This window comes from Micromonospora sp. NPDC047756 (genome assembly GCF_055587245.1).
In genome coordinates, this window is sequence record NZ_JBVJGQ010000010.1 from 273680 (window position 1) to 297203 (window position 23524).

22 protein-coding genes are annotated in these 23524 nt (G+C 70.5%); 13 read left to right on the forward strand and 9 right to left on the reverse strand.

Features of this window, described 5'->3' with window-relative positions:
* Positions 1-22: 22 nt before the first annotated feature.
* The 3 genes from ACZ6NZ_RS30685 to ACZ6NZ_RS30695 form a co-directional block, all read right to left on the reverse strand.
* Positions 23-4528: an nSTAND1 domain-containing NTPase gene (locus ACZ6NZ_RS30685; protein ID WP_465861316.1), complete on the reverse strand. Its 4506-nt coding sequence runs from the start codon at positions 4526-4528 to the stop codon at positions 23-25.
* A 53-nt stretch (positions 4529-4581) separates the two neighbouring features.
* Positions 4582-4902 (reverse strand): CU044_2847 family protein, encoded by a 321-nt coding sequence (locus ACZ6NZ_RS30690; RefSeq protein WP_465861317.1) that lies wholly within the window; start codon positions 4900-4902, stop codon positions 4582-4584.
* Positions 4903-5272: 370 nt separating this feature from the next.
* Entirely contained in the window at positions 5273-5656 is a 384-nt protein-coding gene (locus ACZ6NZ_RS30695; protein WP_465861318.1) for a hypothetical protein, read from the reverse strand.
* Positions 5657-5845: 189 nt separating this feature from the next.
* On the opposite strand from ACZ6NZ_RS30695, the gene ACZ6NZ_RS30700 reads away from it, so the two are divergent.
* A complete protein-coding gene (locus tag ACZ6NZ_RS30700) occupies positions 5846-7228 on the forward strand; it encodes a hypothetical protein (protein ID WP_465861319.1) in 1383 nt (460 codons plus the stop codon).
* A 24-nt stretch (positions 7229-7252) separates the two neighbouring features.
* On the opposite strand, the gene ACZ6NZ_RS30705 is transcribed toward ACZ6NZ_RS30700, so the two are convergent.
* Positions 7253-8176 carry an expansin EXLX1 family cellulose-binding protein gene (locus tag ACZ6NZ_RS30705; protein ID WP_465861320.1) on the reverse strand — a complete coding sequence of 308 codons (924 nt, stop codon included), beginning with the start codon at positions 8174-8176 and terminating at the stop codon, positions 7253-7255.
* Between the two features lie 55 nt (positions 8177-8231).
* Positions 8232-8834 carry a TetR/AcrR family transcriptional regulator gene (locus tag ACZ6NZ_RS30710; protein ID WP_465861321.1) on the reverse strand — a complete coding sequence of 201 codons (603 nt, stop codon included), beginning with the start codon at positions 8832-8834 and terminating at the stop codon, positions 8232-8234.
* Positions 8835-8951: 117 nt separating this feature from the next.
* Between ACZ6NZ_RS30710 and ACZ6NZ_RS30715 the strand changes: the two genes are divergently transcribed.
* The 3 genes from ACZ6NZ_RS30715 (at position 8952) to ACZ6NZ_RS30725 (ending at position 12115) form a co-directional block, all read left to right on the forward strand.
* Positions 8952-9788 (forward strand): SDR family NAD(P)-dependent oxidoreductase, encoded by an 837-nt coding sequence (locus tag ACZ6NZ_RS30715; protein ID WP_465861322.1) that lies wholly within the window; start codon positions 8952-8954, stop codon positions 9786-9788.
* Between the two features lie 158 nt (positions 9789-9946).
* Positions 9947-11173, forward strand: a complete 1227-nt coding sequence (locus ACZ6NZ_RS30720) for an epoxide hydrolase family protein (protein ID WP_465861323.1) — start codon at positions 9947-9949, stop codon at positions 11171-11173.
* Entirely contained in the window at positions 11174-12115 is a 942-nt protein-coding gene (locus ACZ6NZ_RS30725) for a redoxin family protein (RefSeq protein ID WP_465861324.1), read from the forward strand.
* Between the two features lie 48 nt (positions 12116-12163).
* Here ACZ6NZ_RS30725 and ACZ6NZ_RS30730 read toward each other — a convergent pair whose 3' ends face one another.
* Entirely contained in the window at positions 12164-13039 is an 876-nt protein-coding gene (locus ACZ6NZ_RS30730) for a transglutaminase domain-containing protein (protein ID WP_465861325.1), read from the reverse strand.
* 56 nt (positions 13040-13095) lie between these two features.
* Here ACZ6NZ_RS30730 and ACZ6NZ_RS30735 point away from each other — a divergent pair, with 56 nt between their 5' ends.
* The 4 genes from ACZ6NZ_RS30735 (at position 13096) to ACZ6NZ_RS30750 (ending at position 16082) form a co-directional block, all read left to right on the forward strand.
* Complete coding sequence (locus ACZ6NZ_RS30735; RefSeq protein ID WP_465861326.1) at positions 13096-13680, forward strand: GNAT family N-acetyltransferase; 585 nt, start codon at positions 13096-13098, stop codon at positions 13678-13680.
* Between the two features lie 220 nt (positions 13681-13900).
* A complete protein-coding gene (locus ACZ6NZ_RS30740) occupies positions 13901-14773 on the forward strand; it encodes a GyrI-like domain-containing protein (protein ID WP_465861327.1) in 873 nt (290 codons plus the stop codon).
* A 20-nt stretch (positions 14774-14793) separates the two neighbouring features.
* The gene (locus ACZ6NZ_RS30745; protein WP_465861328.1) at positions 14794-15126 is read left to right on the forward strand and encodes a PadR family transcriptional regulator; all 333 of its coding nucleotides are present in this window, start codon (positions 14794-14796) and stop codon (positions 15124-15126) included.
* Complete coding sequence (locus ACZ6NZ_RS30750) at positions 15120-16082, forward strand: hypothetical protein (protein ID WP_465861329.1); 963 nt, start codon at positions 15120-15122, stop codon at positions 16080-16082. The genes ACZ6NZ_RS30745 and ACZ6NZ_RS30750 overlap by 7 nt, the downstream gene beginning before the upstream one ends.
* 3 nt (positions 16083-16085) lie before the next feature.
* Here the strand turns inward: ACZ6NZ_RS30750 and ACZ6NZ_RS30755 are convergent, their stop codons facing one another.
* Positions 16086-16583: an NUDIX hydrolase gene (locus ACZ6NZ_RS30755; RefSeq protein WP_465861330.1), complete on the reverse strand. Its 498-nt coding sequence runs from the start codon at positions 16581-16583 to the stop codon at positions 16086-16088.
* A 174-nt stretch (positions 16584-16757) separates the two neighbouring features.
* Here ACZ6NZ_RS30755 and ACZ6NZ_RS30760 point away from each other — a divergent pair, with 174 nt between their 5' ends.
* The 5 genes from ACZ6NZ_RS30760 to ACZ6NZ_RS30780 all read left to right on the forward strand — a co-directional run bounded on the left by ACZ6NZ_RS30760 (position 16758) and on the right by ACZ6NZ_RS30780 (position 20585).
* On the forward strand, positions 16758-16961 hold the full coding sequence (locus tag ACZ6NZ_RS30760) for a hypothetical protein (RefSeq protein ID WP_091409533.1): 204 nt from the start codon (positions 16758-16760) through the stop codon (positions 16959-16961).
* An 82-nt stretch (positions 16962-17043) separates the two neighbouring features.
* Positions 17044-17919 carry a histone gene (locus tag ACZ6NZ_RS30765; protein ID WP_465861331.1) on the forward strand — a complete coding sequence of 292 codons (876 nt, stop codon included), beginning with the start codon at positions 17044-17046 and terminating at the stop codon, positions 17917-17919.
* 80 nt (positions 17920-17999) lie between these two features.
* Positions 18000-19430, forward strand: coding sequence for an RNB domain-containing ribonuclease (locus ACZ6NZ_RS30770; RefSeq protein WP_465861332.1), 1431 nt, complete (start codon positions 18000-18002; stop codon positions 19428-19430).
* 158 nt (positions 19431-19588) lie between these two features.
* Positions 19589-20287, forward strand: coding sequence for an NADPH-dependent F420 reductase (gene npdG / locus ACZ6NZ_RS30775; RefSeq protein ID WP_465861333.1), 699 nt, complete (start codon positions 19589-19591; stop codon positions 20285-20287).
* Positions 20288-20342: 55 nt separating this feature from the next.
* Entirely contained in the window at positions 20343-20585 is a 243-nt protein-coding gene (locus ACZ6NZ_RS30780; RefSeq protein ID WP_465861334.1) for a hypothetical protein, read from the forward strand.
* 61 nt (positions 20586-20646) lie between these two features.
* Here ACZ6NZ_RS30780 and panB read toward each other — a convergent pair whose 3' ends face one another.
* The gene (panB, locus tag ACZ6NZ_RS30785; RefSeq protein WP_465861335.1) at positions 20647-21492 is read right to left on the reverse strand and encodes a 3-methyl-2-oxobutanoate hydroxymethyltransferase; all 846 of its coding nucleotides are present in this window, start codon (positions 21490-21492) and stop codon (positions 20647-20649) included.
* A gap of 199 nt (positions 21493-21691) precedes the next feature.
* Positions 21692-23449 carry an NAD+ synthase gene (locus ACZ6NZ_RS30790; RefSeq protein WP_465861336.1) on the reverse strand — a complete coding sequence of 586 codons (1758 nt, stop codon included), beginning with the start codon at positions 23447-23449 and terminating at the stop codon, positions 21692-21694.
* Positions 23450-23524: the final 75 nt, after the last annotated feature.

A 23524-nucleotide genomic window follows, 5' to 3' on the forward strand; every position in this document is an offset into this window, starting at 1 on the left:
TACGGCGGGTCGTGCAGCCATGTCATTGCCCGCAGAGCTCCCGGTAGGGGTAGGCGGATGGCAGCCGTTGCCGCCATTCCTGCTCGCGGAGGCCACCCCCGACGAGTCGACAGGCGTAGTCGGGTGCCTCGACGACCATCTCGGCGAGCTCACGGACGGACCATGTGGCCGCCCGGCGATTGCCGTCCGTAGCGGTGAGCAGCAGCCCGGTTTGATTGAACGCTACCGACGCCACACCGTCCAGCGGCCCGTGCAGTGTTCCCAGCAGGCGAGGCTCCATGATATTTGAGGAGTCCCACAGGCTGATCGCGCCGCCGCTGTCGGCGGTGGCGAGCAGGGGCGTGGCGGCGCTGTACGCGGCGGCTCGGATGTCGCGGTTGGCGCTGTCAAGCGGTACGACGATCGGCGCTATCTCGGCGGGCGGCAGTGACGTGGGTTCGGAGCGAGCTGTCGCGGTCGGCGTTGCGGCGGAAGAGGCCTGCGACGGGCTCGGCGCGCTGGTCGCAGTCGGCGGACTGGGCGAAGGTGCAGCGGGTATGTCCCGACTGCGGTAGATCCACAGCGGGCCGTTGCTGCTGCCGGCCAGAAGGGCGCTGTCGTCCGGACTGAAGCGAAGCGCCCGGACGGTTCCGCCCGGCCCGGCCAGGCGGGCACGCAGTCTCGGCTTGCGTACGTCGGTGATGTCGTACACGAAGATCCCGAAATTTCCTGTGCCGACGGCGAGCATCTGCCGATCATGGCTGAGGGAAACCTGCTCCAAGACCCACGACGGCAGCGTGGTCTGGCCGGAATTGAAGACGACGCCGAGGAACGGGTTGACCCCTCCGAGTTGCTGGGGCCGCCGAGGATCAGTGAGGTCGATCAGCGATGCCCCGCCGGTTCTCGTGCCGACGGCGAGTAGCGTGCCGTCGGTGGTGAGGTCGAGCGAGGTGACCTCGCCCTGGTCCTTCAACTCTGCCAGCGGCCGGTTGCCCGGATCGGTGCTCCACACACTCAGCCCGGTGTTGCCGATGACCGCGAGCCGCCTCTGCGGCGCTTCGGTCGCCACTGTCGGTGGCCCCCCTTTGGAGTAGTACTTCGGCAAGCTGTGTCGAGTGGGATTGGCCGGCATCCAGGCCAGGCGAGCGCCTTCTGGAAGCAGGAGCGTCGTCATCCGGGTAGCGATGCCCTCCGTCCGGTAGCGGGCGATCGCGCCGTCGGGCTGCCGGACGTACAGCGTGCGCCCGTCGGCACTGAACGACGGCACCGCCGCAGTGTCCAGGCCGGCGTTCGCCAGCGTGTTCACACGCATGGGCTGCGCCGGTTCCGCTACCTCCCAGACGCTGATTGTCTGGTCGGCGCCGGTCATAGCAAGGAAGCGGCTGTCGTCGCTGAACGACAGTGCCTGCACGTCGGGGTTGTACTCCCCGAACAGACCCAGCACGTTGGTCGGCTTGTGCAGGGCCTCCTTGCTGGTGGCAGCGACGAGCATGGCAGCGGTGTTTCCGCCGATGGCCACGCTCCTGCCATCCGGTGCCAGCCGCATCGCCTTGACGGCGGGCTCGCCCGCACTGTCGGTGCTGGACCTCTCGGCCGCCGACAGTGGCGGCAGGAAGCGCGTCCCGCTCGGCCTGATCCGGCCGCCGGCAGACACCGACCACGTGGTGGCAGACCCGGATATGACGGATGGGACCTGCCCGCCGTCGCGCCGGTTGGCCCTGTTACCAGTGGTCACGGTGACCAGGGTCCGGCCATCGGGGCGAACGGTCATGTCAGTCACGGCGGGTGTGTCGTTGGTGCTGCTGACGCTCATGGAACCGCCGTCCATTTCCGCGTGGGTTCGAACCCGGACCGCGGGGTCGGCACGGCTGCCGGACAGGCGTTCAGGCGCTGCCTCACGCTCGATCGTCCACGCCGACACCGCGCCGTGCTCATCGCCGAGGAAGAGCCGGTTTCCGTCTGGAGCGGCGGCGATCGCGGTGATCCCGTCGTCGGTTGCCCGGGTACTGACCAGGCTGGGCTGTGCCCGGTCGGCCAGGTTCCACAGCCGCAGGGTTCCGGTCGTCGACACCAGCGCGAGCAGCTTGCGGGATGTAACAAATGTCGCGACGGCAAAGTCCTTCAGGTCAACCCCGAGATCGAACCGGCGTCCACCGTCCTCCTCGTCTCGCAGGGCCACGGTGTCATCGGTCTCGAGCACGAGTAACCAGTTCTGGCCCCCTGCGCCCACCATCGCGTGCCGTTCGGCACCGGGTACCTGGCCGCGGTAGCTCGACGCGGCGAGTGACGAGACGAGTTCGCGGCGGGCCAGGTCGAGCTTCTCCCGCTGCCCAGCGCTGTAGGCCCAATATGCGGTCAGCCCCCACCGGACGGCCTCGCCGGGCTGGTCCAACCGGCGTGCGTCCGCTCCCTCGAGCAGCAGGTCGCCGGCGGCCCTGACCAGCTCGGTGCGTTGTTGTTCAGCCTTCTGTGCCGTGATGATTCCGGTCGCGGCGATGCCCAGCGTGACGACAGCGACCGCGGCTGTGGCCACACGGCGCCGGCGGCGCCGGCGGTGGCGGCGGCTCTGGTAGACCAGGTCCGCCAGACCGGGCCGCAGGTCGCCGTGATCGCGCCACTGCTCAGCCTCGGTCAGGCGCCGACCCGTCAGCAGGAGATCGCGGACTCGCCAGCGGCGGAATGTCGACCCGGGCTGGGCGTGCGTGTAAGCGAGCCAGTCGGCGAGCGCGGGCTCCACGCTGTCCTGCCACTCCAGGAATCGCTGCTGATCGGTCAGCCATCCCCGAAGCTGCTGCCAGTTGGTGATGAGCGAGTCGTGGACCAGATCCACTACCGCGTCGCCGGCCGCATTACGGCCGGTGACGACGATCCTCCTGTGGGTCAGAAGGTCGAGAATTCGAGCCGCGTCGATCGAAGGCGAAGCGGCTCGTTCACGCCGCCACGGCCGCCAGGTACGCACCCGATGTGAGTCCCCGGCGCCGATTTCCTGCAGTTCGGTCATCGGCCGCGGCCGACGCACCATGGGCGCGCCGGTCAAGCGGTCAGGGGAGCGCACCAGCGCAGTCAGCATCCGGGCGGCAGCCGTGACCGTGTCGCCCTGCATCTCAGCGATTTCTGCCATCGTGTCGTCGCACCAGCGGGCCAGACACCCGGTTACGCCACCGAGTGCCTCATAGCCGTCGTGGGTGAGCAGGCCGTGCCGACTGCGGTTGTACCGCTCGTGCCACATCGTGGTCAACGTGAACTCAAGCAGGGGCAGGACCGTCACCGCGGCGACCCCGCTGACACCAGACGCTGGGCAGGCTGCGATGGCATCGCCGACGATCCGCTCGACGACGCCTGGCTCGACAAGCTCGGCGACGCCGTCACGGCCACCGACGATGGCAGTCAGCTCGGACCGGGTCAGCGCGGCCGCGACATCGACCTTGGCCCGCGTCAACACCGGCGCTGCCGCGGTCAACTGCGCATAGAAATCGTCCCGGACGACGAGCAGGCTCGTCACTGTCGGCGCCTGATCGGCGAGGTCGGACAGTTCGGCGAGGAACCGCGCGGCATCACCGTCGACCGGCTGTGCCAAGAGTTCCTCGAACTGGTCGAGCACGATCACCATCCGGTCGTGCCAGGGATGCGCCGCGAGCCAGGCCCGCGCGGCGGCGGCGAGGCCCTGCCCAGCCGGATCGTCCAGCCCAGCCTCTGCGAGTCGGGCATACGGATCGTCGGAGGTCCGGACGACGATTCGACCCCAGCTTGAACTGCCGGGTAGACCGTTTTCGGCCAGAGCGTGGCAGACGCCAGCGAGCGCCAGCGATGATTTACCGCTGCCGGACGGCCCGAGCAGCGCAAGGAGTTGGCGACTCTGCCCGAGCGCCGTCAGGACATCGGACACCGCTTTGTCGCGGCCGACGAACCAGGCCGCGCGATCCTCGGTGAACGCGTCGAGACCGTTGAACGGAGAGTGCGTCTCCGGGACCAGCAGGCCAGGCCACAGCTCCAGCAGGGTCTGTACGGGCGTGACGTACGCCGTGGTCCTTCCCCGGCCCAGCGGATCGCTCCCCGGTACGCTGTCGACCATCCCGATGACTCGGCCGGTGATGCCATCGACCACGGGACCGCCGCTGAACCCGCTGGTGACCTCATGGCAGCCGGTGAGTTGAAGCAGTCGCTGACCCGCGTTTCCCGTGACGTCGCCGCCGACCGTGCCAAAGCCGTGGTGACCGCGGTCGAGCGCCTGCGCCGGGAAGCCGAAGAGAACCACGCTCCGGCCATCGGCCGGCCGTCCGTGATCGAGCAGCAACGGCAGCATGCTGGTGTGCGCCTCGGCGACGGTGACGAACGCGACGTCCTCGTCCTCTGGCCCGCGCCACGACGTCGGGTCCACGACACCTGCCAACACCGATGTGCCCGGATCAGCGGCGTGTGGATAAGCGCGTAGGAGGATGTCCTGGCCCGGGCCGCCACCGGCCTGTGCCACCACGTGGGCGCAGGTCACAATCAAGCCGGGCCGCGCCACCCACCCGGCCCCGACGACGGCGCCGGCAGCGTCGATCACCTGGACCACCCCGGGACGTACGTCGAAGGCGGGTCGGCCTGGCGGCGCTGTGGTCATTGGGCGGCGGGGGGTCTGGCTGTGTCCCACTGCACGGTCACTGTCAGATTGGCCTCGCTGGCTATCTTGCTGAGAATTATCCCGGACTCGGCGGTGAACTTGACACCGAACGCCACGCTGATCTCCCCGGGATTGGACTCACGCAGTTTGTCGCTGACACCGGTGGCCATTCTGATAATTGGATCGAGCGCATCCTGGAAGGTCTGCGTCGCACGGGAGACAATCTTTTCCCGCCCCACCTTGACCGGCCCGTCGTCGGGCCGATCGATCTCCACCAAGATCGATGTACCATCGTCAAGAGGCACTTCGAGCAACACGGAAACGCCCCCTCGATTGACGCCACTCTCCACCTTGCACCGCGGATGGTTTCACGGCGCGCGCTGATATGGAGAGATTGAGTCGGTACCCGGACAGGGGCATCACTACTGCGTCAGTCGCTTGGGGAGGCCGAGGTGAATTCTCTTCTTATTGCGCGGCTCGGTCGGCTTCAGCAATGCCTGCGGCAATCCTCCGGCCGTAGCCCGCTGTCGGGCTGTTCCGATCGAACTGATCAAACGGTGACAGGTGCGATATCCGTTCATCGACAACCGTGGTTCGCGCGTTTGTCGTCGACAGCGGCAGATACCGCGCGGGAACGTCGGGTCGGAGACCCGACGGGTACGAGGGCTGAGGCGGGGGCGGTGGCAGCTACCAGATGTGCGCGCGTTCGTCGATGAAACGGGTCGGTTCGCCGAGGAAAGTGTCGGCCGGAACCGCGCCATGGGCCAGGTTGAGGGTGTCCAGACGGTACGTCGTGGCACCGCCGTTCAGCCCGGCGAAACGGTAGTTGATGTGCCAGCGCAGCCATTCGCCCCGGGCGAGTCGCACCGTGGGCGGCCGGCGGTGACGGCGCGGCACGCCCCTGCGCGGCGCGAGCAACTCAACCTGGAGGTGACCAGCCACCATTCGGAGGCGCACGTCGCTGCGGTACGGCGGGTGTGTCAGTTCCTCGCGAGGCTCGAACCCCACGGCCTCCGATATCTTGATCTCTTGAACGAACGGCACCGCCCGTTCCGGCAGGACGAACGACACGGGCACGGCGTTACGCCGCGTTGCCTCGGCTCCGCCGCGTGAACTCCTGGTCCATGACGTACGGACCCACTGCACCACGGCATCCATACCGCGATGTTCGGTCCCCACCTGCTCCGAGGCAACTCAGATTCACACCACCTCGGATCGTCGATCCGTCTGCGGCTTGACCTCGTGCCAGACGATGAGCTGATGCAGGTACGGCAACCGTACGTCGATCGCCTCGTTCTCCTGGCGTTCGGGAGCCTGCTGCTCACCGGTGCTCTCGCGATCGCGTACGTGGTGATGGACATCGCCTGGATCGGCCTGTTCCTGAGCGCGGCGGCCGTGGCGTTGGGCCTGGCTTCCGGTGGCCGGCTGGTGCGCGACGCGGTGATGCCGTTCCGCGTCGATGTCGACTCGCACGGCTTGTCGGTGCGGATTCCGAAGCTCAAACGCCACCTGCGATGGGACGAGGTCGCCGCGGTGGTGCTCGCCGACGTTCCCGGGACAATTGTCCAACGCACGCTGCGGGGTCCACGTCTGCTCCTGGTGCCTGCGGCCGGGGTGAGTCTGGGCGTCCCGCTGCCCGAGAAGAGCCCGGTGGACGGCCAGCCGGCCGTCGAACTGTTCGAGCTCGGCGAGGTGGCCTACGACGAGGAGCAGTTCGCGAGGGACCTGGCGCTGCTGGCGGGTGAACGTTTCCACCAGCTGAGCCGGCAACCGATCGAGCCGGTCAGCGGCGTTCCCCTGCGGGATTTTCCGGACCAGCCCGACCAGGCCCGGCTCACGCGGTGGCTGGACCGGCGCAGGGCAGTGCTCTTCGTCGGCTGGTACCTGCTCGTCCTCATCCCGTCGCTGTCGCTCACCATCGTCGCGACACAACACAACGAGCTGCTCGGCGTCATCGTGCTGTTCGTGGCCCTGTCGGTGGTCGGCATCGTCACCACAGTCGTTCGGCGATTCACCGAGACGTGCCGGGGCCTGCTCGACGACGGAGCGATGATCGACGACAGCGACCTCGTCACCGGTGCTGATGCGGAGTCGCCCCGGACCAGCCTGCTGTCGGGGATCGTCACGGTGCTGCGACCGGGCCGACTGAGGGGCTTCGGCGATGCGTGGGTGCTGGCCCGCACGGCAGACGAGAAACCTCCCGTTCCCCTGCTGCTCCTCACCGACCCACGTACCGGCCTGCCTCGTGGTCGGGACGACCTGCGGGCACTGGAGGCTGTCCTGCGGCGCTCGGCCGACGAACGGGATCGCGCCGCAGGTCGGCACCTCGACGACCTGGCGTCGCACGCGCCGGCAGCGGTCGCGTCGCCCACCATGCCCGCAGCGGAAGCTCGGTCGGCTCGCGTGTCCGCGACAGCCTTGTGGGACGCGTCGAAGGGGGTGGCACGTGCGGTCGTGCTGCTCGGTGTCGTGGTCACCGTGATGATCGCGGGCGGCTGGGTGGTCGAGGAGACGACCATCGTGGGACCCGCTCTCATCGTCACCGCCTTCGTCCTGTTCCTGGTGTGGCTGGCATACGCGGTGTACCGCGTATACGTGCTGCTCAGGGCGCTACTGACGATTGTCGGGCGGGTGTTTCGCTGAGGCTGCTTGCGGCCGCCGGCCCGGTCAGCAGTGGGGGCGGTCGAGCGGAGCGGCGGCACCCGCGAGCGCTTCGACCGTCGCCGTCGGCGCGGTGGACTCCGTCGGCGACGGCGCGATGGTGGGGCTCGGCGGGGCCGATGGTGAGGTGCTGGGCGTGGGGGAGGCGCTGGCGAGGGTGGCCGCGCTGCGTTGCACCTGCCTGGTGACCAGGCGGATGCCGGTGGCGGTCGCCTGGCGTCCGTACACGTCGGTGACCCTGATGCGGTACGGCCCGGGGCCGATCCCGCCGTCGATGGCCCAGTGGTTGTCGCTCTGCCGGGCGGCCTTGCGGAAGCCGCCGCCCGGCCCCTTCGCCTCGACCGAGCGCAGCGGGTTGCCGTGGTTGCCGACCTGCACGGCGAACCAGTAAGTCGAGGCACCGCCCTTGATCCGGAAGGTGAGCCCTCCGTCGAGCGGTGGGTTCACCACCGCCCGGTACGTCACGGGCGCGATGCCCTGAGACCGGTCCGCGATCCTGGTGAACGCCTCGGTGGACAGGTCGATCTTGCTGGGTCCGCAGCCGCCGCACTGGTCCATGACCATCACCCGGACCTTGCCCTTCGGGCCGCTCACCTCCAGGTAACTGCCACAGGCCGCCGATCCGGAGTACTGGGATGCGCCGAGGGCCACGTAGAGGCGGTCCGCCGGCGGACCGGGGAAGGAGCAGTTGCCGCCCGAGCGGCCGGCGTCGTAGAAGCTGGCCTTTCCCTTGTGGACGGTGTTGCCCGTCGGTGGTGCGGCGCAGGCCGGGGTGGCGCCGCCGCGCACGGCGAGGGTGATGCCCAGGACGGCGGCCAGAGCGGTGACCCCGGCACCGGCCAACCAGTGTCTGACCCGCCGACTCGACCGGGGCCCGCCGGTGTCGCTGGCCGGGAGATCGTGGTCGGGGGCCGCGCCTGGTGCCGTCACGGCGCCTGATGTTGCCGCACCCCGCTGTGGCAGCGCAAAGCCGTCCCACCGATCGTCACTCGCCGGCTCGGCGTGGGCGCAGTCCGTTGAGGGCGGTGCTGACGACGAGATCGGCGTACTCGGCGGTGAGCGGTCCGCTGCGGTGCAGCCAGCGGTTGAGCACGGGCCCCCAGATGATGTCCACCGCCACGTCGAGGTCGACGTCGTCGGCGATCTGCCCGGCCTGTTGGGCGCTGCGCAGGCGTTGCCGTTTGGCCTCCTTCAGCGGCCCGTCCAACCGTTGCGCGTACGCCGCGGCCAGCTCGGGGTCGAGCGCGATCTCGGTGGCCAGCGCGCGCATCGGTTGCTCGTACCGGGGGTCGTTCATCTCCTCGACCGTGGCGCGCAGCACCAGGGTCAGGTCCGCCGCCAGATCGCCGGTGTCCGGCAGCGTCGGCGGCCCACCCTCGGTGGCCTCGCTGAGCATGAGGAAGGCGTCGAAGATGACAGCGCCCTTCGACGGCCACCAGCGGTAGATGGTCTGTTTGCCGACGCCGGCCCGCGCGGCGATGCCCTCGATGCTGAGCTTCGCGTACCCCGTCTCCTGGAGCAGGTCGAAGGCCGCGGTGAGGATGGCGCGGCGGGAGGTCTCCCGGCGCCGGGCCGTATTGGGGGTCATGGGCCGAACGATATCAGTTCACGAGACGAACCGTCTCGTCTTGACGGCGGAGGTGTCGCACCCTAGCCTCGGTCCATCACGAGACGGACCGTCTCGTCTTGGAATGAGGAGAAGCGCATGCGTACCTGGTTCATCACCGGTGCCAGCCGCGGCCTGGGCCGCGCCTTCGCCGACGCCGCACTCGACCGGGGCGACCGGGTGGTCGCCGCCGCCCGGACCATCGACCAGGCCGACTTCGACCCGAAGTACGCCGACCGACTGCTGGCCCTGACCCTCGACGTGACCGACCGCGCGGCGGTCGCCGCCGCCGTGGACACCGCCGTCGAACACGTCGGCCGGCTCGACATCGTCGTCAACAACGCCGGCACCCTGTCCATGGGCATGATCGAGGAGTTCACCGAGGCCGAGGCGCGCGCCCAGTTCGAGGTCAACCTCTTCGGCGCGCTCTGGGTCAGTCAGGCCGTGCTGCCACACCTGCGCGCCCAGCGGTCCGGCCACATCGTGCAGGTCTCCAGCATCGCGGCGCTCGGCGGCTTTCCGAGCACCGGCCTCTACAGCGCCAGCAAGTTCGCCCTGGAAGGCATGAGCGAGGCGCTGGCGATGGAGGCGGCGGCCTTCGGCATCACCGTCAGCATCGTGCAGCCGGGCGGCTACTGGACCGACCTCTACACCAGCCTGAGCGCCACCACCCCGATGGACGCCTACGCGCCACTACGCGCCGAGCTGGAGCGCCAGTGGGCGGACGGCTCGATCGACAGCGAACCCCGGCTGGCCGCCGAGGCGCTGCTGCGACTTGTCGACAGCGACGACCCGCCGCTGCGGCTCCTGCTCGGCAGCATGGTGTACGACCTGGCGTTCGACCTCTCCCGCCGGCGGATGGACACCTGGGCGAGCTGGGAGCAGGTCAGCCGAGCCGCCGAAAAGGCCGTCGCGGCCCCCGGACCCCACCAATGAGAGGGCTGCTCGTATCGCCACGGGCGGCAGGCCCGGCGTTCTAGGCTCCGAGATATGGCGGCGGCGTGCCCAATTCCTTTGGCACACAAGTCCGGGCAGAGCCTTCACCCCATGATTTCTCCTCGCGAGGCGCAAACCTAGACGGAGAGGAAACAGGCATGGCTGTCAAAACCAAGACTCGTCCGGGCACCACGGAGATTCGACCGTTCTCGGTCGACATTCCCCAGGCCGACCTCGATGACCTGAAGCGGCGCGTCAAGGCCACCCGCTGGCCGGACAAGGAAACGGTGGACGACCAGTCGCAGGGCGTGCCACTCGCGACGATTCAGGCCGTCGCCCGCTATTGGGAGAAGGAGTACGACTGGCGCAAGGTCGAGGCGCGGCTGAACGCCGTACCGCAGTTCATGACCACCATCGACGGGGTGGACATCCACTTCATCCACGTGCGCTCGAAACACGAGGACGCGATGCCGCTCATCGTCACCCACGGGTGGCCGGGCTCGGTCATCGAGCAGATGAAGATCATTGAGCCGCTCACCGACCCCACCAAGCACGGCGCGAGCGCATCCGACGCCTTCCACCTGGTGATTCCGTCACTGCCCGGCCACGGCTTCTCCGGCAAGCCGACCGAGCCGGGATGGAACCCGCAGAAGATCGCAACCGCCTGGACGGAGCTGATGAAGCGGCTCGGCTACAACCGGTTCGTCGCGCAGGGCGGCGACTGGGGTGCGGTCATCGTCGACCAGATGGGCCTCCAGGCGCCTCCGGAACTGCTCGGCATCCACACCAACATGCCCGGTGCGATCCCCACCGAGATCGACCTGTTGTTCCAGGGCGACACCACCGGTGCGAACAACGCCATGGGCTCGCTGCCCTCCGGTCTCTCCGACGACGAGATGCGGGCCGCCACGGAAGCCAACTACGTGTGGAAACACGTCGCCTACGCCCTCATGATGGCGACACGTCCGCAGACGCTGACCGGGCTGGCGGATTCTCCGGTCGGCCTGGCGTCCTTCCTGCTCGACCACGACTCGAAGAGTCTGGCCCTGATCTCGCAGGTGTTCGACGGGGCCAAGGCGGGCCTCACCCGCGACGACATCCTGGACAACATCTCGCTCTACTGGTTGACGAACACCGCGGTCTCCGCGTCCCGCCTGTACGCGGAGAACAAACTCTCGTTCTTCGCCGCCAAGGGCGTGAAGGTGCCGGTCGCCGTGAGCGTCTTCCCCGACGAGCTGTACGAGGCGCCACAGAGTTGGGCCGAGCAGGCATACTCCAACCTCATCTACTACAACAAGCTCGACGTGGGCGGGCACTTCGCCGCCTGGGAACAGCCGAAGATCTTCTCCGAAGAGCTTCGCACCGCTTTCCGGTCGCTGCGCTAGATGGCCGTGCACCTGCCCCCGCTCAGCGGGGCGGCCGAGTGGCTCAACTCCGAGCCACTCGGCCCCGCCGACCTGGGCGGACGCGTCGTCCTGGTCAACTTCTGGACGCTGACCTGCATCAACTGGCTGCGCCAGGAGCCGTACGTGCGGGCCTGGTCGCAGGCGTACCGCGATGACGGGCTGGTCGTCGTCGGGGTGCACACCCCGGAGTTCGGGTTCGAGCACAAGACCGACTGGGTGCGGCGGGCGGTGGCGGCCCGATCGATCGACTACCCGGTGGCGCTCGACAACGACTACGCCATCTGGAGCGCCTTCGACAACCACTACTGGCCCGCGCTCTACTTCGTCGACACCGACGGCGTCATCCGCGACGAGCACTTCGGCGAGGGACGCTACGAGCAGTCCGAGCGGGTGCTCCAACAACTGCTCGGCATCGAGCGCGAACCCGTACCCGTCAACGGGCTCGGACCGGAGGCGGAGGCCGACTGGACCAACCTGCGCACGCCCGAGACGTACCTCGGTTTCGGTCGCGGTGAACACTTCGCGTCGCCGAACGGCCCGGCGCTCGACGAACGTCGCGCCTACCAGGTGCCGGAGAGCCTCGGCCTCAACCAGTGGGCGCTGGCAGGAGAGTGGACGATCGGGTCGGAGAACGTCGTACTGGACCAGGCCGGCGGCGGCATCGCCTTCCGATTCCACGCCCGCGACGCGCATCTCGTGCTGGCCCCCGGGGCGGGAGGGCCGATCCCGTTCCGCGTGCTGCTCGACGGCGAGGCGCCCGGCCCGTCCCACGGCGTCGACGTCGACGCCGACGGCAACGGCGTACTCCAGGACGGCCGGCTCCACCAGCTCGTCCGCCAGGACGGCGCGGTCCGGGAGCGGACCCTGGAGATCACGTTCGGCGAGCCTGGCGCCGAGGCGTACGCCTTCACCTTCGGGTAGGGTGTGTGTGTCGGATCCGGGGGACGTCGACACACACGCCCGGGTCGCTCAGCGGCGCAGGTCGACGATGCTGACGGTGCCGGAGACCGGCGAGATGCTGCGCACCTGCGGGCCGGGGCGGAGTCGGGCGTCGCCGGCGTACCGGTCGGCGAGGGTCTTCTCCGCCGTCTCGTCACCGTCGTCGGCGGCGAGCAACAACGCGGCGATCTCGTCCACGAGCGTGAGGTCGGCGCTGGCGATGTCCTCGGTCATCGCGCCGAAGCGGTCCCAGAGCAGCAGCTCGTCCTTCTGCCGGTGGGCCAGCTCGATCAGGACGTAGTCGTGGATGAACCAGTCGCCCCGGACCGGCAGCTCCGGGCTGACGCCGTAGCGCTCGGGGTCGATCGTCCCGGCCCGGTACGCCGACCACACCCGCGCCGCCGAGTCGAAGAGCCCTGCCTTCGGGTCGATGTCGTAGCCGTCGAACCCCCAGTCGCCGGCGGGGTCGAGCTCCGGATCGGCCCAGACCCACCGGTCGCCGTTCCAGTACTCCACCAGCACGTGGTCGTGGTGCCAGTCGGGCGCGAAGTAGGAGGCGAAACCGACCCGGCTGCGGCTGGGAACGCCGTGCTGACGCAGCACCGCTACCGAGAGCAGCGTGTGGTCCCGACAGCAGCCTGCCACCCGGTCGACGGCCGGACGCTGCGCCGCGAGGGGCAGCGGAAAGCGGGACTGGTCAGTGTCGAGGATGCGGTCCACCCAACGGCGGTTCACCTCGTCGAGCCGGTCGTCGGGCAACTCGACGCCGCCGGCCCGGTAGTGGACGATCACGTTGCGGGCGGTCGCCGCCACGGCGGGAAAGTCGGTCGCCACGTCGTCGAGGAGCTCGCCGTACCGACCCGGGTCGCTGTACGGGGAGTGTTTCCGAAAGTCATCAAGGTCCATGGGGGCAGTCTCCGGTCCGCCACCGTGTCAGGGTCAAGGCGCTAGTGTCGGCTGCTGTGACGACGCCCGAGATCACCATCGCCACGCCCGCCGACCGCGCCACAGTTGTCGACACGCTCGTCGCCGCGTTCGTCAAGGATCCGATCCTGCGGTGGCTGTTCCCCGACGAGGAGACCTATCCCCGGTACTGCGCCGCCTTCTTCGGGCACCTCTTCGACAAGCGGGTGCACCAGAAGTCGATCTGGACGATCGGCGGGGGTGCGGCGGTCGCCCTCTGGGACCCGCCGACCGGGCAGTCGGCCGCGGCCCCTGCGCACGGGGTGCCGGAGGTCTCTGCGTACCCGGCCGACGTGCTGGCCCGGGTGCAGCGCTACGACGACATCGTGCACGACGCCCTGCCGGCTTTCCCGTTCTGGTACCTCGGTGTCCTGGGCACCCACCCGGACAACGCCGGACGCGGTTGGGGCCGTGCCGTCATGCGGGCCGGGCTGGACCGCGCCGCCGCCGACGGACAGCCGGCGATCCTGGAGACCAGCAAGCCGGGCAACGTCGAGCTGTACCGCCGGGCCGGCTGGGAGGTGATGAACTTCCTGCCGGAGCCCGTACCCACCTGGCTCATGATGCAGCAACCGCCGCGCTGATCAGACTGACCCGGATGGTCACTGGCAGGCTCACACGTCTGGTCTACGGCCAGATCTTGGACACTTTCCGTCAGCTCGGAACGGAAACTGTCCAAGATCTGCGCGTGGCCGTCGGCGACGTCAGGTCATTGGGCGTACCCGACCGATGCGGGCATCGGATGTCGGGTGGGCGACCGACCCTGCGACCTAACGTCGGTGTTCGAAAGGGAAGGAGGCCGGGGTGCTGGATCGGCTCAACGAGGCCATGGCGTACATCGAGCGTCACCTCGACCGGAAGGTCGAGGTGGCGGAGCTGGCGAGGATCGCGCTGACGTCGGAGTACCACTTCCGGCGGCTGTTCTCCGCGCTGGCCGGAATGCCGCTGTCGGAGTACATCCGTCGGCGTCGGCTCACCGTCGCCGGCGCGGACGTGCTGGCGGGGGAGCGGACGTTGCTCGACGTCGCCGTGCACTACGGCTACGGCTCGGCTGAGGCGTTCGCCCGGGCGTTCCACGCCGTGCACGGCGTGGGGCCCGGAGTTGCTCGGCGTACGGGGGCAGCGTTGCGCGCCCAGCCCCGGATGTCCTTCCGACTCACCGTCGAAGGGAGCGGCAGCATGGAGTACCGGATCGTCGACAAGGACGCGTTCGCGCTGGTGGGGCGCAAGGCCCGCGTCCCGCTGGTGCACGAGGGGATGAACCCGGCGATCGTCGCGTTCATCAGGAGCATCGACAAGGAGACGACCGAGCGGATCGAGGCGCTCTCCGATCAGGAACCGAAGGGGATCGTCAACGTCAGCGACAACCTCGCCGACAGTCGGCAGGAGGGCACCGAGCTGGACTACTGGCACGGGGTGGTGACCGGCACCGAGCCGCCGGAGGACCTGGACGCGCTGCCGGTGCGGGCGGGGTCGTGGGCGGTGTTCACCACCTCCGGCGCGTTTCCGCAGGCGGTGCAGTTCCTGTGGCGTGACGTGTTCACCCAGTGGTTTCCGTCCAACCCGTACCGCAGCCGACCTGGACCGGAGATCTCCCGGGTCCGGGTGTCGGCGGACGGGACCCAGGCGGACGCCGAGCTGTGGATTCCCGTCGAACGGGTACCCACCCCTATGTAGAGTTCCGATACAGTGGTCGGATGCGGATGACCATTCCGGTCGCGAAGGTGCTCGCGGCGCTGCTGGCCGAGCCCGACGAGCAGCGCTACGGGCTCGACCTGATGCGATTGACCGGCCTGCCCAGCGGCACCCTCTACCCGGTGCTGCACCGGTTGCAGGGGGCCGGCTGGCTGGCCGCCGACTGGGAGGCGATCGATCCCGTCGCGGCCGGCCGGCCGGCCCGCCGCTACTACCGACTGACCGCCGTCGGGATGACACAGGCCCGCCAGGCGCTCGCCGACCTGCGGGCCGCGATCCCCGACGGGCGTCGCTCGTGGGGCGGCACCGAGCCCACCGGAGCGCCGGCGTGGTGACCCGCCGGGCCGCCGAACTGCTGTTGGAGTTGGCCGCGCGCCGCTGGCCGGCCGAGGTTCGCGACGACCTGCGCCGCGAGTGGGCCGCCGAGCTGCACGTGCTGGCCGAGAGCGGTCACCGGACGAGAATGCTGGGCTTCGCGGCGAGCCTGGCTGTCAGTCGGACCGGCGCCCCGATCGTCGACCGCCGCCTGATACGCGGTCGGATCGGACGCACCGCCGCCGCGTTGCTGCTCTCCCCGATCGCCTGCGTCGGCATCGTGCTCGCCAGTGCCTTCGCCCTCATGCCGATCGAGCGGATGGTGACCCAGGACTGGTCCCAGCGGGTGCAGAAGCCGATCTGGACGGCACTCACCATCGGGTTGGCAGTGCTGCTGGCGGTGTTCGCCGCGCGCTGGGCCCGACACACCGCACTCGACAGCCCGCTACGCATCGCGCTCGGCGTGGTGCTTCCCATCGGCGCGGTCGGTGCCGTGTTCCTCGCTGCCATCTCCCCGGACGACCCGGTCACCTTCGTACCCGGGCTGCTGCTCTGGTTGGCCGGCCTGACGCTGGCCCTCTGGGCCGCGGCGAGCCTCGCCTCCCGCAACCGCCTCCGTGTGGCCTGGTGGGTGGGCATCCTCGGCGCACTCGCCGCCGCCGACCTCGCGGTGATTCTCGCCGTCGTCGACGTCATCGCGGCAGGCCGTCGCGCCGGCCCCGTCAGCAGTCCGACGCCACTGGGCGGCGTCGACTGGATCTCCTCACCGCTGTGGCTCCTCGCCACCTGGACGGAATGGAACATCAGCCTGCCCAGGCCCACCATCTCGTGGGAGATCTTCCACATCGTCATCAACGAGGTGCGGGCGGAACCCATGCTCTACCTGGCGTGCACGCCGTACGCGCTCGCGTACACCATCCGGGCGGCCCGGTCGGCCCCCGCCGAGCCGGTCGCCCTCGCGCCGACCCCGGTGTGAACCTCAGTCGGGTACGTCGTCCCACGTCGTACCCGGCTCCAGGTAACCGGCCAACTGCTTCTCGCGCAACGCGTACGCGATGACCAGCAGGGCGTGCTTGTCCAGCTCGGGCAGCCGGTCCAACGGGAACCACCGCACGGCCAACGACTCGTCGTCGTTGACCCGGGCGGTGCCGCCGATCACCCGGCACAGGAACCCCATGTTCAGGTATTCACAGCGGTCCCCGTTCGGGTACGTGTGCGGGTGCGACACGGCGCTGGACATCCGCACCGGCGCCACGTCCACGCCCGTCTCCTCGCGCACCTCGCGGACCAGCGCGGTGGCCGGCTGCTCGCCCGGCTCGACGAAACCGCTGATCACCGACCACCGCCCGTCGTCGGCGCGCTGACCGAGCAGCAGCTCCCCGGCGTCGTTGCGGACCACCGCGCTGACGCTCGGCAACCAGAGCAGGTCGTGGCCGACGTGCTTACGCAACCCCAGGATGTAGTCCGGTATCGCCATCCCGCGATCATAGAGGTGCCCACAGCGGGGCTCACCTGCGCATCTTCTGGTGTTCCAGTCCCACGCGTTTCGCCATTTCGGCCCGACGAATGCCATGCATATCTACTGTGGAGATCGTCGGCGACTTGTGCGATCCGGTGGCGGCCGGCCGGTTCGCGGTGCACAGTGATTCCCATGAGCGACAGCGGACGTGGTGGGCAGTTCTACTGGTGCACCCGGCATCACCGGGTCGAGACGGACTCCAACGTGTGTCCGGCGAAGCACGTTCTCGGCCCGTACGACTCGGCGGCCGACGCGGAGAACGCCCTGCAACGAGTGCAGGAGCGGAACGAGGCGTGGGATGCCGAGGACGCTCGTTGGGCCGGGGACGACAGATAGGCGGCGCGGGACGGCTCGCGCCGAGGTTTTCGTGCTCCGCGAGGACGCACGCGAGAGCACGTCCCCCGAGGAGGGAACCACGATGGCCGAAGCACAGCAGGCCACCAAGCGCCCGGCCGCCCGACGCACCACCGCGAAGAAGACCGCCGCGGCGGAGCGGAACACCGCGGCGAGCCGGACCACCCCCGTGCGCAAGTCCACCACGGCTGCCACGAAGGCACCGGCCCGCAAGGCCGCCGGCGGGGCGGGCCGCGCCCCGGCCAGGAAGACCACCACGGCGGCTACGAAGGCCCCCGCGAAGAAGGCCGCCACCAAGACCACGGCGGCGGCCAAGAAGGCCCCCGCGAAGGCCTCGACCACCACCCGCAAGACGACCGCCGCCGCCAAGCGGGCCCCGGCGTCCACCGCGCGCAAGACGACCACCGCCGCGAAGAAGACCACCGGTACGGCGAAGAAGACGGTGAGCGCGGCGAAGAAGACCACCACTGCCGCGAAGGCCTCGGCGCGGAAGACCACCACCGCGGCGAAGGCCTCGGCGCGGAAGACCACCACCGCGGCGAAGGCCTCGGCGCGGAAGACCACCACCGCGGCGAAGGCCCCGGCCCGCAAGACCACCAGCGCGGCGAAGGCCCCGGCGCGGAAGGTGGCGACCACGGCGTCCGCCGCCAAGAAGACGGCGGCGAAGAAGACGGCGGCGGCGAAGAAGACCGCGTCGACCCGCCCCAGCGGCGGCGCGCGCAAGGCTCCGGCCAAGAAGGCCCCGGCCGCGAAGGTGTCGGGTACCTCGTCGACCACCGCCCGTAAGGCGGCGGCGAAGAAGGCCCCGGCGAAGAAGACCGTCACGGCCAAGGCCCCGGCCCGCAAGGTGACCGCCCGCAAGTCGCCGGCCCGCCCGGTCGCCGCCCGAGCCAGCGCCCCCAAGGGGGCCCGCAGCGCCGCCCGCAAGGCGACCGGCTGAGCGCGGAGCATCCCCTGACCGGTCGGATTTCCGGCCGGTCACCGGAAGCGGATCACCCGTGGCGCTGTCAGGATTGACCCGTGGTCATCCGACGCGTACTCGCGCCCCGCATCGACTTCGGCGCGTTGCGCCGGGAGCTCGGCCTGCCTGAGGAGTTCCCGGCCGACGCCCAGCGTGAAGCCGACGAGGCGGCTGCGGCACCGCCGCAGCCGCCCGTCGACCGCACCGACATACCGTTCGTCACCGTCGACCCCGCCAGCTCGCGGGACCTGGACCAGGCGATGCACCTCGCCCGCCGCCCCGGTGGGGGCTACCGGGTGCGGTACGCGATCGCCGACGTCGCCGCGCACGTCACCCCGGGTGGGGCGTTGGAGGCGGAGACCTGGCGGCGGGGGCAGACCATCTACCTGCCCGACGGCAACGTGCCGCTGCACCCGCGCACCCTCAGCGAGGGTGCGGCCAGCCTGCTGCCCGACGACGACCGGGCCGCGGTGCTCTGGACCATCGACCTGGACGCCGACGGCGGCACCGTCGCCGTCGAGCTGGAACGCGCCCTGGTCCGCAGCCGCGCCAAACTCGACTACACCGGGGTGCAGGCGGCAGCCGAGGCCGGGCGGCTACCCGACCCGATCGCGCTGCTGCCGGAGATCGGCGACCGGCTGACTGCCCGTGGGCTGAGCCGGGGCGCCATCAACCTGCCGCTGCCCGAGCAGGATCTGGAACCCGACGGTGAGGGCTGGCGGCTGGTGCTGCGCGCGCCGGTGCCGATGGAAGAGCACAACGCGCAGATCTCCCTGCTGACCGGGATGGCTGCCGCCGACATCATGCTGGCCGGTCGGGTGGGTCTGCTGCGGACGATGCCGGCGCCCAAGCCGGAAGCGGTGCAGCGGCTCCGGGCCGCCGCCGCTCCGCTGGGCGTGCACTGGCCGGACGACGTGGGCCCGGGTCAGGTCATCGCCGGTCTGGACGCCGCCCAGCCGCGCGCCGCCGCGTTCATCGACCAGGCGGCCGAGCTGATGCGCGGTGCCGCGTACACCGCCTTCGACGGGGAGCTGCCGGAGCATCCGGAGCACGGTGGCGTGGCGGCCGCGTACGCCCACGTGACGGCACCGTTGCGGCGGCTGGCCGACCGGTACGCCACCGAGGTCTGCCTGGCCCTGCACGCCGGCCAGGCGGTGCCCGACTGGGCCCGCGCCGCGTTGCCCCGGCTGCCCGAGGTGATGGCGAGCACCGACCGGGTCGCCTCGGCGGCGGCGCGCGGCGCCGTCGACCTGGCCGAGGCGGCGGTGCTGGAGCACCGGGTGGGCGAGACCTTCGACGCGGCCGTCCTCGACGTCGACGCCCCGCCCAACGGCAAGTCCCGGCCCCGACCGCCCGGTGGCACCGTCGCGCTGGACGCCCCGCCGGTCCGCGCCCGCTGCCTCGGCCAACTGCCGCTCGGCGAACGGGTCCGGGTCCGCCTGGTCACCGCCGACCCGGCGGCTCGTACCGTCCTGTTCGAGCTGGCCTGACCGGGCCGCCGTCGCGGGCCTGGTCCGCGCCCGTGGGGCGCGGTCGCCGGCCTGTGAGCGCGGGGTCGCCGGCCTGTAGGCGCGGTCGCCGGCGGCAGCGGGGATTCTCACAGCGCTCGGCGCTGCTGACGGGCCGGGCGGTTTGCGAGGATGAGGCCATGGCATACGACGCGAGCACGCTGCCCGACGTGTCCGGGCTGACGGTCGGCATCATCGGCGGCACCGGCGACCAGGGGCGGGGCCTCGCCTACCGGTTCGCGCGGGCCGGCCAGACGGTGCTGATCGGATCCCGGTCGGCCGAGCGGGCCGCCGAGTCCGCGGCCGAGATCGCCGCCCTGCCCGGGGTGCCGGCCGGCGGCAGCGTCACCGGCGCGGCCAACGACGAGGTGGCCCGACGCAGCGACGTGGTGATCATCGCGGTGCCGTGGGACGGGCACGCCGCCACCGTCGCCTCCCTCGCCGAGCCGCTCGCCGGCCGGATCGTCGTCGACTGCGTCAACCCGCTCGGCTTCGACAAGCAGGGCCCGTACGCGCTGACCGTCGCGGAGGGCAGCGCCGTGCAGCAGGCCGCCGCGCTGCTGCCCGACTCCCGGGTCTGCGCCGCGTTCAACCACGTCAGCGCTCCGCTGCTGGCCGACCCCGAGGTCGACCGGATCGACCTGGACGTGCTGATCTGCACCGAGGACCGTGAGCTGGTCGACATCGTCGGCGCGCTCGCCGCCCGGATCCCCGGCATGCGGGGCATCTACGCCGGGCGGCTGCGCAACGCCCACCAGATCGAGGCGTTCACCGCCAACCTGATCGCGATCAACAAGCGCTACAAGGCGCACGCCGGAATCCGCGTCACCGACCTCTGACCAACCCGTCGGGCACGCGGTTTGCCGTTGAACCGACCGGGGCACCAGACCGACCATGTCCATCGACAGGGAGTCAGGCAGCGCGCAACGGACACCGTCACGACCGCAGGGAGCGCGACGGCCCGCCCTGGCCATCGTGATCGGTCTGGTGACCGGCCTGGCGTTCGGCGCCCTCGTCTACCAATCCGGCATCGGCAGATCCTCCGACTTCGGATCAGGGTCCATCGCCTTCGCCGCGGTCATCGGTTTGATGACCGCGGCGGGCGTCGCCTGGACGATGTTCCACAAGGGCTGGTAATCGCCGGCGATCCACGAACGGTGAACGGGCCGGCCGTCCGGCGGCCGGCCCGTCGACCGGTCTAGAAGGTGTGCTCGGTGGCGGGGAACTCGCCGCCGCGGACCTCGTCGGCGAAACGGCGGGTGGCGTCGGTGAGAGCACCGGCCAGGTCCGCGTACCGCTTCACGAACCGTGGCGCCCTGCCCGTCCGCAGCCCGGCCATGTCCTGCCAGACCAGCACCTGCGCGTCGGTGTCCGGGCCCGCGCCGATGCCCACGGTGGGGATCGGCAGCTCGTGGGTGATCCGCTTGGCCACCTCGCCGGGCACCATCTCCAGCACCACGGCGAACGCGCCCGCCTCAGTCACCGCCCGTGCGTCGGCCAGCACCTCGTCGGCGGCGTCGCCGCGACCCTGCACACGGTAGCCACCCAGGGTGTGCTCGCTCTGCGGGGTGAAACCGATGTGCGCCATCACCGGGATGCCGGCACCGACGATCGCGGCGATCTGCGCGGCGTTGCGGCGGCCACCCTCCAACTTCACCGCGTGACAGCCACCCTCCTTCATGAACCGGACGGCGGTGCGCAGCGCCTGGGCCGGGCCCTCCTCGTACGAGCCGAACGGCAGGTCACCGACGACCAGCGCCTGCCGGGTCGCCCGCACCACGGCCCGGACCAGCGGAAGCAGCTCATCGGCGGTGATCGGCAGGGTGGTCTCGTAGCCGAACACGTTGTTCGCGGCCGAGTCGCCGACCAGCAGCACCGGAACACCGGCCTGGTCGAAGATCGACGCCGTGTACTGGTCGTACGAGGTGAGCATCGGCCAGCGCTCGCCGCGCTCCTTGGCGGCCATCAGGTCGCGGGTGCGGACCCGTCGGGTGGCCGGGCCGCCGTACAACGCGGTCACCTCGCTCGGAGTGGACTCCACCATCTCTGTCTCCCTTCCTCGAGGCCGCCTGCGCGGTCCCCGGGTTCCGTCGCGATCGTCGCACCGCGAGACGGGCTGACGGCAGGGCCCAGTGCAAGATGTCACTCCACCAGCGCGAAGCCGCCCCAGCTGGCCACCCGGGCCCGCCCCGCGCGGCGGCGCCGGGCCGCGCCACCGACCCGGCACCCCCGGGGGGTACGGCTCAGCCGTGCTCGCGCCACCGGTTGGTGATCGGCAGACGGCGGTCCCGGCCGAACGCCTTCATGGAGATCTTCGTGCCCGGCGCGGACTGCCGTCGCTTGTACTCGGCGGTATCCACCAGCCGCAGCACCCGGTCCACCACGGCCGGGTCGTGACCCGACTCGATCAGCCCGTCGCGGCCGAGGTCACCGTCGACGTAGCCGATCAGGATCGGGTCCAGGACGTCGTACTCGGGCAGGCTGTCGCTGTCGAGCTGGCCCGGGCTCAGCTCGGCGCTCGGCGGCTTGCCGATCGAGTTCTCCGGGATCGGTGCGGTCTCACCACGCCGGGCCGCGTCCCGGTTGCGCCACTTCGCGAGCCGCCAGATCAGCGTCTTCCAGACGTCCTTCACCGGGTTGAAGCCGCCCACCGAGTCGCCGTACAGCGTGGAGTAGCCGACCGCCAGCTCGCTCTTGTTGCCGGTGGTCAGCACCAGGTGGCCCTCCTGGTTCGACAGCGCCATCAGGATCACGCCACGCACCCGGGCCTGCAGGTTCTCCACTGCCACACCGGACAGCGACAGGTTGGCCAGGAAGCCGTCGACCATCGGCTGGATCGGCTCGACGCGGTAGTCCAGGCCGGTGCGCTTGGCCAGGTCGGCGGCGTCCTCCCGGGAGTGCTCGGAGGAGTGCTGGCTGGGCAGCGACACCCCGACCACCCGGTCCGGCCCGAGCGCGTCGACGGCGAGCGCGGCCACCACCGCCGAGTCGATGCCCCCGGACAGACCGAGCACCACCGACGGGAACCGGTTCTTGTTGACGTAGTCGCGCAGACCCAGCACCAGCGCCTGCCACACCTCGGCCTCGTCGGCCACCGGCTCGATCAGCCCGCCGGTGGCGGCCGGGCCGGACGGGGTGGGCGGAATGCCGTCCAGTGTGCTGTGCACGATCCGCATCCCGTCGGCCAGCGTCTCGGCGGGCGGCGGGGTGGCGGCGGCCGGCAACTCGACGTCGTGCACGAGCAGGTGTTCGACGAACTGCGGTGCCCGGGTGAGCAGCTCACCGTCGGCGCTCACGATCATCGAGTCGCCCTCGAAGACCAGCTCGTCCTGCCCGCCGATCATGTTGACGTACGCGACAGTGGCGCCCGCCTCGGCGGCCCGGCGGCGGACCAGCGGCAGCCGGATGTCGTCCTTGTTCAGCTCGTACGGCGAGCCGTTGATGTTGACGACCAGGCCGACGCCGGCCCACCGGGCGGCGGCGAACGGACCGCCGGCCTGCCACAGGTCCTCACAGATGGTCAGCGCGACGTCCACGCCGCCGAGCCGCACCACTGTCAGCGCGTCACCGGAGACGAAGTACCGGTCCTCGTCGAAGACCCCGTAGTTGGGCAGGTGGTGCTTGAAGTAGCGGGCGGCCACCACGCCCCGGTGCAGCAACGCGGCGGCGTTGCGGGCCCCCCGGCCCGGCTCGGCGTCCCCGCTGACCTGCGGCGGGCCGTCGGCGTCCAGGTAGCCGACCACGACCGGCAACTCGCCGAGACCGTCGGCGGCCAGGTCGGCGGCGAGCCGCTCCACGGCGGCCCGGGACGCGGCGACGAAGGAACGCCGGAAGACCAGGTCCTCCACCGGGTACCCGGTCAGCATCATCTCCGGGAAGAGCACCAGCTGGGCACCGGCGTCGGCGGCCTGGCGAGTCCAACTGCGGACCAGCTCGGCGTTTCCGGCGAGGTCGCCGACGCTCGGATTGACCTGGGAAAGGGCGAGACGCAGGGTGGGCATACCTTCATCTTGCCCCAGCCTCGTCGCGTCAGTCCGTACCCTCCGACGAGACGGCCGCCACCCGCCGCGACGGGC

What these genes read in the sequence shown, in the direction of transcription:
- ACZ6NZ_RS30700 (WP_465861319.1), top strand. Translation starts at nt 5,846, where the DNA reads ATGCAGGTACGGCAACCGTACGTCGATCGCCTCGTTCTCCTGGCGTTC.
- ACZ6NZ_RS30710 (WP_465861321.1), bottom strand. Translation starts at nt 8,834, where the DNA reads ATGACCCCCAATACGGCCCGGCGCCGGGAGACCTCCCGCCGCGCCATC.
- ACZ6NZ_RS30715 (WP_465861322.1), top strand. Translation starts at nt 8,952, where the DNA reads ATGCGTACCTGGTTCATCACCGGTGCCAGCCGCGGCCTGGGCCGCGCC.
- ACZ6NZ_RS30720 (WP_465861323.1), top strand. Translation starts at nt 9,947, where the DNA reads ATGGCTGTCAAAACCAAGACTCGTCCGGGCACCACGGAGATTCGACCG.
- ACZ6NZ_RS30725 (WP_465861324.1), top strand. Translation starts at nt 11,174, where the DNA reads ATGGCCGTGCACCTGCCCCCGCTCAGCGGGGCGGCCGAGTGGCTCAAC.
- ACZ6NZ_RS30730 (WP_465861325.1), bottom strand. Translation starts at nt 13,039, where the DNA reads ATGGACCTTGATGACTTTCGGAAACACTCCCCGTACAGCGACCCGGGT.
- ACZ6NZ_RS30745 (WP_465861328.1), top strand. Translation starts at nt 14,794, where the DNA reads ATGCGGATGACCATTCCGGTCGCGAAGGTGCTCGCGGCGCTGCTGGCC.
- ACZ6NZ_RS30755 (WP_465861330.1), bottom strand. Translation starts at nt 16,583, where the DNA reads ATGGCGATACCGGACTACATCCTGGGGTTGCGTAAGCACGTCGGCCAC.
- ACZ6NZ_RS30760 (WP_091409533.1), top strand. Translation starts at nt 16,758, where the DNA reads ATGAGCGACAGCGGACGTGGTGGGCAGTTCTACTGGTGCACCCGGCAT.
- ACZ6NZ_RS30765 (WP_465861331.1), top strand. Translation starts at nt 17,044, where the DNA reads ATGGCCGAAGCACAGCAGGCCACCAAGCGCCCGGCCGCCCGACGCACC.
- npdG (WP_465861333.1), top strand. Translation starts at nt 19,589, where the DNA reads ATGGCATACGACGCGAGCACGCTGCCCGACGTGTCCGGGCTGACGGTC.
- ACZ6NZ_RS30780 (WP_465861334.1), top strand. Translation starts at nt 20,343, where the DNA reads ATGTCCATCGACAGGGAGTCAGGCAGCGCGCAACGGACACCGTCACGA.
- panB (WP_465861335.1), bottom strand. Translation starts at nt 21,492, where the DNA reads ATGGTGGAGTCCACTCCGAGCGAGGTGACCGCGTTGTACGGCGGCCCG.
- ACZ6NZ_RS30790 (WP_465861336.1), bottom strand. Translation starts at nt 23,449, where the DNA reads ATGCCCACCCTGCGTCTCGCCCTTTCCCAGGTCAATCCGAGCGTCGGC.